Source organism: Myxococcus sp. NMCA1, assembly GCF_026810205.1.
Taxonomy (GTDB): Bacteria; Myxococcota; Myxococcia; order Myxococcales; family Myxococcaceae; genus Myxococcus; species Myxococcus xanthus_A.
Genome location: NZ_CP113950.1, coordinates 9,300,001 through 9,311,865 on the forward strand (window position 1 = coordinate 9,300,001; position 11,865 = coordinate 9,311,865).

Below are 11,865 nucleotides of genomic sequence, written 5' to 3' on the forward strand. Positions count from 1 at the left end.
CGCCCTTTCCTTCCGGGCTTCTGCGTCGGGGCGCGGCTTCTACCACCACCGCGTCTCCTGTCAACTCGCTGCGTTGACCGCCGTATTCCGTATTGTCGTACTGACTCGCTCGAAGTGCCTTCCGCGCCAGTGCGCGGGCTTCTTTGCGAGGGGCGCGGCTTCTACCACCGCCGCGTTCAGGGTCAACAAACTTCGTCGACCCTTTTCTTCCAGATCGTCTCCTGGGTGACGGGCACCGAGGCGGCGAGCAGGGGTCCACTTACTAACGCGCCGCTTCCCGCACGTCAATGGTGCTTGAGCAGTGCCGCGATCTGGCGTCCGCCCCTGTGGGTTCAACGCACCTTCATGGGTGACAACCCAAGTCCCGGGGAAGAGCATTCCGCCTGAAAAATCTGGGGTTTACCGCTCGGGGAGCAACCAGCCCTCCGGGCCCGGGCGCGCGATCCTGGCGTTCATGGCCTCTAGCGACGGTCCTTTTCGGGCCGCCATGACGTCCCGAAGAGCCAGTCCGCGAACGGGAACGAGATGTTGAAGTTGTGGCGCTGCATCTTCGAAGGGTCGTGATGGGCTTCGTGGTGGCGGCGCAGCTGCCGCATCAGCGCGAGCCGGGCCACCGGGTGCTCGGGCGGCAGGTGGTGGCAGAAGTGCAGCCACTCATACGACAGGTAGTACCCGACCGCCGAGGCGACGAAGAGCCACCCCACGTTCGGCGAAATGAGGACGAAGCACAGCGCCCCCAGTGGCGCGGCGATGGCCCCCAGGAAGAACAGCAGCAATACCGGGGGAAAGAGCACCATCTTCACGTCCCGAGGGGACTCATAGGCCAGGGCGTCATGGGTGAAGAAGCGGTGGTGCTGCTCGGTGTGACGATGGAAGAGCAGGCCCAGCCCCCGCCGGCGGTGGTGCATGGGCCCTCTGTGCCCCAGGAACTCCACCACGTTGCCCAGAAGGAAGACCGCGGGCAGCATCAGCCATTCCAGGGGCCGCCCTCCCTCCAGGTGAGACACGGCGAAGCCGATGACCGCCAGCGAGCCCAGGCTCGTGAAGACGAAGTGCGCGCGCCCGGAGTAGCGAGGGCTCACGTGCTTGCGCCGGTAGTCCTCGCGGAATCGCGCCACGCGCTCGGGGATGGAGCGCGTGGCCCTGGCGGCTTCGGCCATCCTGTCATCCTGACTAGCCCTTCTGGCGGGCCTTCACTTTCTGGAGCTTCTTCATCCGGTCCAGGATGAGCGTGCGCTTGAGGCTGGACAGGTGGTCCACGAAGACGTGCCCGTCGAGATGGTCGATTTCGTGCTGCAGCACGTGCGCGAGCCGGCCTTCCGCCTCGAGTTCGTGCCATTCGGCCGACTTGTCCTGGTAGCGCACCTTCACCTTGTGGAAGCGCGGGCACTTCTCCCACTCGCGCGGGACGGACAGGCAGCCCTCTTCCATCGTCACCGGCTCCTTCTTCTCCAGAATCTGCGGATTGACGATTTCGAAGAAGGTGCCGTCCTCCCGTCCCACCAGCGCCACGCGCAGGGATTCGCCGACCTGGTTGGCGGCGATGCCGATGCCTTCGGCTTCCTTCATGGACTCGGCCATCTGCTCCAAGAGCTTCTCGAGCGGAGGGCCGAAGTCAGTCACGGGCTTGGTGGACGAGGTGAGGACCTTATGGGGCCAGATGACGATGTCGCGAGCCATGGGCCGCAATCTGCCATGCACGCCCCCTCAGCGCCGCCCGATTCGGCATGCCAACGGTCCACCGGTTCACACGACCGCCCTGCCCCACCGGGCCCTCACTGGGGCTCTGGCCACAACAGGCAATACAGCTCCGCGAAGGGCAGCGTGGCGCGGCGGTACAACACCGCGTTGCCCAGAGGCGCATCGCCCTCCAGCCAGGCCACATGCACCTGGGCGCCGCATTGTGAGTATGCCATGGAGGCCTCTCCTGAATCCTCAAGGCTGCGGCTCAGGTTCTCCACCGGTCCCAAGGCAATGCCCAACCCCACCGTGGCGCGCGTCAGGACCTCCCGCTCCCCGTTGAAGCCTTCCGTCCAGACCAGCCGGACGCCCATTCCCGCAGGAACCAGGCGGGGGGAGAGCGCTTGGACCTGCGCCTGCGACACCTTCCTGGGCGCGGAAAACGTCGCCCCTCCATCGACGCTCATCGCCAGGACGACCTCCGGCCCCAAGGCGCCCGGGCGTTGGTCCTGCCATGCGACGAAGAGCCGTGAGTCACGCGCCACCACCTGCGGCCTGGAGGAGACTCGCGTGTCGTTGCTGACGTTGACCACCGGGCCGAAGGAAGTCCCCGCATTCGCGCTCCGGCGCAGCAGCACCTCGCAGGACGAAAGCCCCGTGCCGCATTCGGTCCAGACCGCGTAGACGTCGTTGCCCTGCACCGCCAGCTTGTGGTCCCTGGAGTTCCCTCCCAGCCCGGCGAGCTGCTGTACCGGCTCGAAGGTGCCGCCTCCGTCGGTGCTGCGCCGGAAGTAGAGGCTCGACTTCTCATCGCTGCCGGCCCCGTTCCACAACACGTAGACATGCTCGCCCAGGGCCGCCAACTCCACGTCGCCATAGCCCTGCTGGCCGTTCAGCGCCTCGCTGTCGGCGAAGACGCCCCCCGTGGGACCGCGGATGAAGTGGATGCCGCCTCGGTCGTCTTCGCTCGAGCGGAACCACCCCATGTAGACGTGGCTCCGGGTGGCCGCGAGGCGCAGGCCCCCCTCCTTCTCCTGGGTCAGTTCGAGGACGGGGCCAAAGGTGCCTCCCCGGTCGTTGCTCGAACGAAACCGCAGCCCGCTGTCCAGCCACGTCACATAGACGTTTTCACCTTGGGCCAGCACCCTCGCCCCACGGGCGGCCGCCCCGGGTATCGAGTTGTCCGGTCCCAGGCTGCGCACCGGGCGGAAGCTGACACCCCCATCCGTGCTCCCCTGGTATTTCACAACCCTCCCCGCCTGAGCGCCGTCCACCCAGACGACGTGCACCTCCCCCTCCCACGTGCACACCTGCGGGACCTGGAAGCCCACCGCCGTCGTGGTCAACGTCTGCGCCGGAGTGAAGAACTGCGCCATGGCACTGCCTGGCCCTCCTCCCGCCCACATCACCACCGCGGCCAGCAGCGTCCCCACCGCCGAGCCACCACGATTCGGCCTCCGCATTGCCTACCCCCGGCGCCATGGCACACGGCGCGGCCGACGGGGCTAGCGCGGGGGGCGCCCCGCAGCCATGCGGCCCCGGGACGTTTCACCCTCCGAGCGATGCCATCCGGACAGTTGGCGCGTCTTCACTGACAGGTCTGCTACACCTGTCCCATGCACCCGCATGCCCAGCTCATCACTGACTTCTACTCGGCGTTCCAACGCCGGGACGCCCAGGCCATGGCCGCCTGCTACCACCCGGAGGTGGAGTTCTCCGACGCCGCCTTCGCCGGACTCCGTCACCGGGAGCCCGGTGCCATGTGGCTCATGCTCTGCGAGCGCGGCAAGGACCTGGAGGTCACCTTCCGCGACGTGCAGGCCGATGACCACCGGGGCCGCGCCCACTGGGATGCCCGCTACACGTTCAGCGGCACTGGCAGGAAGGTGCTCAACCGCATCGATGCTGAGTTCGAGTTCCGCGACGGAAAGATTGTCCGGCACCGCGACCACTTCGACTTCTGGACCTGGTCCCGCCAGGCGCTAGGCCCCACGGGACTGCTGCTCGGGTGGACACCCCTGTTGAAGAAGAAGGTCCAGGCGAAGGCCCGGAAGTCCCTGGACATCTTCATGCGCGAGCGTGGCATTCCCCAGGAGTGAGGAGGACGCATGGCACCGCCCGATAGTGAGAGCCCGCCCGTGGAGGCTCTGGACCTCTGGCTTCTGGAGGCCGCCATGGAGTTGCCCACCCCCCTGCACATGCTCGTGGAGCCGAACCCGCACATCGCGCTCAACATGGCGGACGACCCGCGGCTGTCCCGGGAGGAGCTGTGTGAGCGGCTGTCGCTGCTCGCAGAGCGCGGACTCATCCGCGTCCACGCACTTCCGGATGGACTGCAGGAGCTGTTCTCCCCCGAGGAGATTTCAAGCGCCATTGATGCCCGGCAGTCCCGCACTCCCTTTGGCTACTCGCTCACGGGTGACGGGGGCGCCGTCTGGGAGCACCACGCCAGGCCTGATTGGAGCCGGTTCGTCAACGCGGGGCAGGAGCCCTCCGCCGACGATGCCCAGGACGCCTGGGTCATCGAGGCCGCGAGCCTTGAAGCCGCGGACGCGGAGTTCCACTTTCATGAGTCACTCTGCGATGCGCATCAGCCGGTCAGCGCGTCGAAACACGGCGAGGTGCTGACGCCGTGGCAGGTGACGTATTGGAAGGCGCTGCCCCACGGATACCGGCTCCGCTACGTCACCGTGCCGCGCCCTGCTGACCCGGCTCGGAGCAGGAGCGTGCCTTCCCGAGCACCTTGGTACACGCGCGTCTGGCTGTGACGCCGCGCCCTCGCGCTCACGGCTCCGATTCGGACGTCTCAAGGTGCTGGTACGTCAGCGGGCCCATCCCCTCGCGGGCCAGTTTGGCCGTGCAGCGGATGTTGCCCCTCCAGTCCAGGAGTTGGAGGCCCAACGTGCCGTCCTCGTGCAGCAGCAGCGAGCCATAGCCGTTGTTGCCCAGTTCGGGTCTCAGGTCCGTCCACTCGGGGAAGCGTGCGTGCGACTCCAGGAAGCGCACGGGTGCTGGAGACTTCAGTCCCGGCGTCACCGCTCGCACCGGGAGACCGGCGTGCCCCAGGCTTCCTCCCAGGAATGGGAACGCGGCGCTCCGGTCGAACAGTGCTCCATATGGCGTGGCGCCCCAGAACCACAGGTCGACCTGTGCGCGCTCGACCGCCAGTTCCCGGAGGTCTTCCAGCAAACCGGCGTGCCTCGGTTCTCCGTACCGGTAGGGCGCGTCGTGGCTCAGGAGGATGTTCGTTGCTCCTCGCTGGCGGCCCTCCTTCAGCACCGACTCCAGCCAGCTCAGGAGCGCGGGCTCCTGGTGCCGTCCTGGCTCGAAGTACGCGGTGTCCAGACCGATGAGCTGGAAGCGCTCCGAGGCCAGGCAGAAGTAGCTTCCCTCCTGGACTTGCTTCGCTCGTGAGGCGCCTCGCCGCTCGTCCAGGTAGCGGTAGAAGGGGGGGCCCCCGGAACGCATCTCCGAGCCCGCGTTCAGCGTCATCAGCGTTGTCACTGGCAACAGTGGTTCGAGCGGCTCGGCCACGTGCGCGTCGAATTCGCCCTGACGGCCCGCGTAGTACACGCCCCCGAGGTGCACGGCGTACTCCAGGCGCTCGCCTCGCATGATGAGCTGACGGGCCACGTAGCGCGCGGGGTACTCGCCCGTACCGAAGCCTCCGAACAGCGCCACTTCCACCGGCCGTCCCGGCGCGGGCTCGCGGAGCTCGTAGCGGAAACGGGTGGCGTGATGCGCATCGTCGTGCCGACGGAACTCCGCCCGATGCCAGCCGCCGTGGAGCCAGGCGCGACCGCTGAACAGGAGCCATCCGCGCAGGTCCGCTACCGGCTCGAAACGGGTTCGCGCCGGGTCGATGGGGATTTCATTCGTCATCAGCGGGAAGGTGAAGTCCGGCGGCAGTGACACCGAGGCCCGTGCCTGGAATGCCGGCTGCTTCAGTGCTTGAAGCGCGGCTTCGGGCTCGCGCAGGGACTGCTCCAGTTCCTGGAGCACGTGCACCAGGGCTCCCTCTGAAACGGGCGCGCCCAAGTCCTGGCGGATGAGGCTCAGGATTTCTTCCGGCTCGCGCAGGAAGCGCTCGCGCAGCGCGCCCAGGTCGTCTGGACCGAGCGGCGGTAACTCCGATACGTCGGCGCTCGCGGATCCGGACGTCGTCTGAGCCGTTGCCGAGGCTGAAGGAGCCCGGTACCCGAGTGCCGTGTAGAACTCCATCCGCTTGCGGTCCATGGGCACATCATCGCCCGTTGGCCCGACGCGGGGAATGCCGCGCTCGACACGCTCATCGGGCTCGGGCCAACGTGGGGGATGCCAAGCCTGCCGCAGGACCGCCACGTTTGCGTATCGGGACTGGGCAATGAACACAGGGGGGCGCCGTCTACAGCGCCCTCCCGTGCCAGGGTGCCCCTGTGTCCGGCGCTTGCCCCGGGCCCAGTCCCGCGGTTCCAGTGCGGCCGAGGGGCGACTACTCCCGCGCCTTCGCGGCGGCCGCGGCTTCCTGCGCTTCCTTCACCTTGCTCGCGTCACGCTGGCGGCCATCACGGTAGGCGTAGAGCGTGTAATACGAACCCGTGGCGTAGCCCGGCAGCTTTCGGGGATTGAAGACGCTGGTGCTCGACACCGATCCACCCACGAAGCCCTTGGGCACGTCCACCAGCCGCATCGCACAGCCAGCCAGGACCAGCCCCGCCGCTGGCACGTCGTTGCTCACCAGGGTGCACGTGCCCCGCGCCGTGAAGCGCCCCTCCGGCAGGTTGTAGCGCATGTAGACATTCAGCTGCTGCCCGGCGGGGAAGGCGTTGTCCGTCACCTGGACGCACGCCGTCGCCGAGCCCACGCGCCGACCGCCCCCATCAACCACCTTGCCGTCCTTGGGATTGTGCTCCGGCACATACACACTCCCGCCCAGCTTCACGTTCACCTCGAAGGGCGCCGCCGCGCACACCGCCGGATCCGCGGGGCTCGCCGGGTCCTCCTGCGTGCGGAACTGCATCACCACCTCATTGGCTCCCGCCTGCGCCGACAGCAACAGGACACCCAACATCCCCACCGCACCGCCGAGCTTTCGCGACATGGCGTACCTCCCTCCGGACCGTGAGGGGCTTTTCAGCCCACCGCTTGCACCCCTTCGACGCGCCCCCGCCGGGGCTACTGCCACGACAGCGTGTATTCGGTGTCGAGCGGCCCCGTCTGCCGGCCGTGCACCTGGACCTGCTTGCCCCCCACCGCCTCGATGACGGCCTGGAGCGTGCCCTCGTGGTAGGCGGGCGGCATGAAGTCCCGCTTCATCGTGAAGATGCCGCTGGTGTCGCCCGTCCACTTCACACCGCGCTCGCCGTAGCTGACCGCCGCGCGGTAACCCGAGTGCAGGTTGCCCACGAGCCGCTTCGGGCTGTCCGACGCCAGCAGCAACAACGTCTTGCCCGCCGCCGAGGATAGGAAGTCCGTCGTGGCCACCACTCCCATGCGCCGCAGCGCTCCGTCAAAGCCACCGTGCTCCGGGCCCATCACCTGCGCCGCCGTGAAGGACATCCGCAGGAAGGCGGCCACCGGGTAGTTGAAGAAGTCGATGAAGCGCGTCTCGCCGCTGGCCGCCAGACAGCGCTCCACCGCCGCGTCCCCTCCCATCGTGCGAACGGCGGACACCACGCCGTTGAAGAAGAGCCCGCGGGCCGTGTCGTCCTTCGTCGCCAGCGCCAACCGCGCGTCCAGCTCCTTGCCGATATTCGAATCCAACTTGTTCATTACAACCTCACGAGTTGCGCGCCGTAATGGACGTTCGCGCCTACCGCTGCCACCACCACCAGGTCACCACTTCCCAGACGCACGCGGCCGGCCTCCAGGTCTTCGGCCAGAAGGATGAGCATCCCCGCCGCGGACGTGTTGCCGTAGCGGTCCACGTTGCACGCCACCGCCTCAGGCGGCAGCCCCGCCCGCTCCACGAAGGCGTCCATCACCCGCTTGTTCGGCTGGTGGAAGTAGTACCGCTCCACCTTCGAACGGAGCTCTGGCCGCGGCCCCAGGACGACATCCAGGCACTTCTGCATGTACTCCGGATAGCTGCGCGCCACGCGGAAGCCATCCACCACGAACGCCATGTCCGCCGGACGCATCCGCCCCGGCTGATACGGCAGCTTCAACAGGCCGCCACCCTTGCGGATGACCAGGTCTCCGTACGCGTTGCCGGAGAAGGACGCCAGGATGCCCTCCGCCCCCGCATCCCCCGGCTTCGACTGGAGCACCACCGCGCCCGCCCCGTCGCCGAAGACATACATGGAGAGGTAGCCCTGCAGCGTCTTTGAGCGGCCAGGCCCGGGCGGAAGCTCGTCCGTGTAGACCTCCCGGTTCACCAGCGGAGACGTGAAGGCAGAGGCCACCACCGCCACCGTGCGGAAGCGCCCTCCGTCCATCATCTTCTTCACCATGTCCAACACGTACGGCGTGCCACCGCAGCCGTCGTCCACCACGAGCCCGAACGCGTCCTCGCGCAGCTCCAGCCGCCGGTGCAACTCCATGGCGTCGTGGTTGAAGTGCGGCGCGTCCGGCGTACACGTCACCACGAAGAGCGCGTCCAACGCCTTGGGGTCCACACCCGCCTGGGCGAGCGCCTTCCGGAGCGCTACCTCGCACATGTCCGTGTTGCTGGCCGGGTAGATGTGTCCGTCATTCTCGGGAGGCGGAATCGCCCGGCCCGTGGCCTCGTCGATGTCCCAGAGGAAGCGGCGCTCGCGGATGCCGACCTTCTCCTCGATGCGCTCCGCCGACCACCCCGGGATGGCCCTGGCGATCCGCTCGTTGCTCACCACGCGTGAAGGAACGAAGGCACCAGCTCCGACGACACAGACATTGGGTGTCATTTAATGGCCCCGTTTTTTCACAGTCTCGCCATATGGGAGGGATTCCCTGGCAACGGGGATTGAGCAGGATTCAGGCCATATACGAAGTCATTGAAACAACTGCCGCTGGCGAACGGGGCAGCTTCATTCGTGAATCATCCTCCAGCCGGCGGCACGAGGAAACCACCGGGATTACTGGAGATTTCCAGTGCTTCACAAATGAAGTAGCAACCGTTGCGAATGAAGCACCTCGTCATGAGAATTTCCTCTCAGTGACTGAGCATGTCACCCCAGGTGTCGCCTATGACTTCGCTGCACTGTGAAAAGAGCCGATACGTGCATGAGTGACTAAAGACCCACGCGACGAATCTGGGCGCCGAGCCTCTCACTGAGAGTGTCTGGCTTGAAGAGCGGATGAGACAACTGTGCTGAAATCAACATATCGGGAAGGCCGCCCACCCACTGGGGGCGGCCACTCACCGACCTGGCGCGGCTCAGAACGGGATGTTGTCGTCGTCGTTCGGCGGAGGGATGTCGTCGCCGCCGTAGCTCCCGCCTCCGAAGCCGCCACCGCCCCGGCCGCCACCACCGTAGCCGCCCTGGTTGCCGTAGCCGCCGTCGTTGCCACCACCCGCGTCGCCGCCCCGCTGCCGCGCGATTTCCGCCTCGATGGCGGCGAGCAGCTGGCGCTCCTTGTCGTGCCAGCGCGACTTGCTCGCGTCATTCAGCGTGCGGCGCGCGCCGTTGGCGTAGAACTCCAGGTCGCCCATGCTGGCGCCGACAATGGGTCCGCCCTTGCTGCGGCCGTAGTTGGGGAAGACCATTCCATCACCACCACCACCGCCGCCACCGCTGCTCGCGGGCGCTGAACGCCGCGCCGCCGGGGCCGCCGCGTCCGGCGTGCCACCGATGGACATCTCTCCCAGCGTCAGCGTGAAGCCCTCGCCGCTCTTGAACGCCGTGCCCACACGAACCTGCTCCACCCGCCCGTCGGGACGACGCACCGCCACGGTGACCGGATAACCTTGCTCGCTCATGCCGGGCCGAATCCCATCCCCGCCCCGCCACTGTCAACGGAGACTCGAAGGGGACGTCCGGGAACCGGCCGCTCGTCCGGCCTGCTCACCGCGCTCCCTGGATTCCACTTGAGCCGCTCGGGCCCGAAGGCCCGAGGGAATCCGCGGGGCGCGGCGCTCGAATCAGAACAGCGAGCCCTGGGAGGACCGGCCCTTCTTGCGCTTGCCGGCTCCGGCCTTCACCTTGGTGGTCTTGACCTGGCGACCACCCTTGGCCGCGGCCTTCTTCGCGGCCGGCGCCTTCTTGGCCACTGACTTCTTCGCGGCGGCCGGGGCCTTCTTCGCCCGTGCGGCCTTCTTCGCGCCCGCGGCCTTCCGACCCGCTGACTTCTTCGCGGCGGCCGGCGCCTTCTCCTCGGCGGGCGGCGGCGGCGCCACCACGGGGGCCGGGGCCTTCGCCGGGGCCTTCTTCCTGGCGCCACCCTCACGCAGCGCCTTGCTGGCGGCGCGGCCCCGCGGCAGCGTCACGTCCTCCACCGATTGCGGAAGCGCGTCGTCCTTCCACGCCGACGGCCGGCGGTTGGTCCGCATCAGCAACCGCAGCTTCTGGTAGTGCGCCGAGCAGTACCCCTTGGAACGGCTGGGGCGCTCGCAACCGATGACGGCGCACGCCCGGGCGCCCTCCTCCGAGCGCGCCTGACTGACGACCGGCTTCGCGGCCACGGGCCGGCCCACGGATGCGCGGCCCTTTGGCGCCGCGACCACCTGCTTGCGGCCTCCGCGCGTGGACGCGGGCAGCACCGTGGGCGTCCGCACTCCCGCCATGGCGCCGAGACGACTGGTCAGCGGCGCCAACCGGTGCGTCACCTCGCGCACCAACTCCAGGGCCTCCAGGCCTTCCTCCATGCGCCGGACCGCCTGCTGCAACGGGACCAACTGCGCATCGAGTTCGCGCCGGAAGATTTCGCCAAGAGCATTCGCAATGGACATTGCTCGGGAGAATACACGGGGCCCCAGGCAACCGGTGTGAAAACCTGTGCTTGGCTCGCACCAATCGTTGACCGGCGGGCGAAGCCATACATCCCGTGAGGTCGGTCCCTCCCGCCAGAGCAGCCTCTACCCCCGGACGCTGACGGTGGCCGGCGGCTCGGCCCGAGGGAGGACGCGCTCCGGGGCCTCCCGCTGGAGCTCGGGCGGCCGGCTGACGGCGGCCGTCCCGCAGGTGCGCGCCGCCAGGGAGACGGCCCCCACGAGCAACAGTGCTGGAACAAACAGGTGACCCATGGCGCCTCCTCGAAGCAGGTGACGGACGTGAACGCCGGCCAACTCCGCGGGTCTCCTCCCCCACAGGCCGCCCGACTGCCTCTGCCCGAGACATACGAGCGAGCTTGCCGTTCGGGTCTGACGTTTCCGGAGCCCCGGGTACGTGAGCCCCCCAGGCAACGCGGCGGATGTTAAAGGGATGGAGCATGAGCCAGGCGCCCACTCCCGTCCGCTTCAAAGGCACCGACACCTACCTGACCCACGAGAGCCTCCAGGCCGCGGTCAACTGCGCGCTGACCCTCCAGCGCCCCCTGCTGGTGAAGGGCGAGCCCGGCACCGGCAAGACGCTGCTGGCGGAGGCCATCGCCGAGGCCCTGGGGCACCGGCTCATCACCTGGCACGTGAAGAGCACCACCCGCGCGCAGGACGGCCTCTACGTCTACGACACCGTGCAGCGCCTGTATGACTCGCGCTTCAACGACGGGGACGTGCGCGACATCCGCAAGTACATCCGCCAGGGCCCGCTGGGCGAGGCCTTCTCCTCCCCCGAGCGCGTGGTGCTGCTCATCGACGAGGTGGACAAGGCGGACCTGGAGTTCCCCAACGACTTGCTCCACGAGCTGGACCGGATGCGCTTCCGCGTCACCGAGACGGGTGACGAGGTGGTGGCGAAGCACCGCCCCGTGGTGGTGATTACATCCAACAACGAGAAGGAGCTGCCCGACGCCTTCCTGCGCCGGTGCGTGTTCCACTTCATCGACTTCCCGGACGCGGAGCTGATGCGCCGTATCGTCGGCGTGCACCATCCGGGGCTGGACAGCGCGCTGTCCGAGCAGGCGCTGAAGGTCTTCTACGAGCTGCGCAGCTTCACCCGCCTGCGCAAGAAGCCCTCCACCAGCGAGCTCATCGACTGGATTGCCGTCCTCAAGGCACAGGGCGTCCACGACCTCAAGCTGGACGAGCAGCTCCCCTTCCTGGGCGCGCTGCTGAAGAAGGAGCAGGACCTGGTCTCCGTGGCGGAGGCCTTCGGGCGCGGGCGCCGTCCCCGGGCCTAGAGAGGCGCT

General features: G+C 67.9%; 13 protein-coding genes. 3 read left to right on the forward strand and 10 right to left on the reverse strand.

Translation table 11 applies throughout. The features are described from left to right. Nucleotides 1–461 precede the first annotated feature (461 nt). The 3 genes from OZ403_RS38590 to OZ403_RS38600 form a co-directional block, all read right to left on the reverse strand. Nucleotides 462–1,160 carry a sterol desaturase family protein gene (locus tag OZ403_RS38590; RefSeq protein ID WP_268783110.1) on the reverse strand — a complete coding sequence of 233 codons (699 nt, stop codon included), beginning with the start codon at nucleotides 1,158–1,160 and terminating at the stop codon, nucleotides 462–464. 13 nt (nucleotides 1,161–1,173) lie between these two features. Further along, entirely contained in the window at nucleotides 1,174–1,680 is a 507-nt protein-coding gene (def, locus tag OZ403_RS38595) for a peptide deformylase (RefSeq protein ID WP_140796157.1), read from the reverse strand. Between the two features lie 95 nt (nucleotides 1,681–1,775). Further along, nucleotides 1,776–3,143: a hypothetical protein gene (locus OZ403_RS38600; protein ID WP_268783111.1), complete on the reverse strand. Its 1,368-nt coding sequence runs from the start codon at nucleotides 3,141–3,143 to the stop codon at nucleotides 1,776–1,778. Nucleotides 3,144–3,296: 153 nt separating this feature from the next. On the opposite strand from OZ403_RS38600, the gene OZ403_RS38605 reads away from it, so the two are divergent. Both OZ403_RS38605 and OZ403_RS38610 read left to right on the forward strand, forming a co-directional pair. Further along, nucleotides 3,297–3,779, forward strand: a complete 483-nt coding sequence (locus OZ403_RS38605) for a nuclear transport factor 2 family protein (protein WP_140800501.1) — start codon at nucleotides 3,297–3,299, stop codon at nucleotides 3,777–3,779. A gap of 9 nt (nucleotides 3,780–3,788) precedes the next feature. After that, nucleotides 3,789–4,448, forward strand: coding sequence for a hypothetical protein (locus tag OZ403_RS38610; protein WP_268783112.1), 660 nt, complete (start codon nucleotides 3,789–3,791; stop codon nucleotides 4,446–4,448). Nucleotides 4,449–4,464: 16 nt separating this feature from the next. On the opposite strand, the gene OZ403_RS38615 is transcribed toward OZ403_RS38610, so the two are convergent. The 7 genes from OZ403_RS38615 to OZ403_RS38645 form a co-directional block, all read right to left on the reverse strand. Continuing rightward, a complete protein-coding gene (locus OZ403_RS38615; RefSeq protein WP_268783113.1) occupies nucleotides 4,465–5,916 on the reverse strand; it encodes a hypothetical protein in 1,452 nt (483 codons plus the stop codon). Between the two features lie 235 nt (nucleotides 5,917–6,151). Then, on the reverse strand, nucleotides 6,152–6,760 hold the full coding sequence (locus tag OZ403_RS38620; protein ID WP_268783114.1) for a hypothetical protein: 609 nt from the start codon (nucleotides 6,758–6,760) through the stop codon (nucleotides 6,152–6,154). Nucleotides 6,761–6,834: 74 nt separating this feature from the next. Beyond that, a complete protein-coding gene (locus tag OZ403_RS38625) occupies nucleotides 6,835–7,431 on the reverse strand; it encodes a DUF2378 family protein (protein WP_140796160.1) in 597 nt (198 codons plus the stop codon). Continuing rightward, nucleotides 7,431–8,543, reverse strand: a complete 1,113-nt coding sequence (locus OZ403_RS38630; protein ID WP_140800503.1) for a 3-oxoacyl-ACP synthase III family protein — start codon at nucleotides 8,541–8,543, stop codon at nucleotides 7,431–7,433. Before OZ403_RS38630 ends, OZ403_RS38625 begins: the two co-directional genes overlap by 1 nt. Before the next feature lie 473 nt (nucleotides 8,544–9,016). Further along, nucleotides 9,017–9,559, reverse strand: coding sequence for a hypothetical protein (locus OZ403_RS38635; protein WP_140796162.1), 543 nt, complete (start codon nucleotides 9,557–9,559; stop codon nucleotides 9,017–9,019). Between the two features lie 162 nt (nucleotides 9,560–9,721). After that, complete coding sequence (locus OZ403_RS38640) at nucleotides 9,722–10,528, reverse strand: cell wall protein (RefSeq protein ID WP_268783115.1); 807 nt, start codon at nucleotides 10,526–10,528, stop codon at nucleotides 9,722–9,724. Between the two features lie 126 nt (nucleotides 10,529–10,654). Beyond that, on the reverse strand, nucleotides 10,655–10,822 hold the full coding sequence (locus tag OZ403_RS38645) for a hypothetical protein (protein ID WP_174260135.1): 168 nt from the start codon (nucleotides 10,820–10,822) through the stop codon (nucleotides 10,655–10,657). A 185-nt stretch (nucleotides 10,823–11,007) separates the two neighbouring features. Here OZ403_RS38645 and OZ403_RS38650 point away from each other — a divergent pair, with 185 nt between their 5' ends. Further along, complete coding sequence (locus OZ403_RS38650) at nucleotides 11,008–11,856, forward strand: AAA family ATPase (protein ID WP_174259016.1); 849 nt, start codon at nucleotides 11,008–11,010, stop codon at nucleotides 11,854–11,856. The last annotated feature ends 9 nt before the right edge of the window (nucleotides 11,857–11,865 follow it).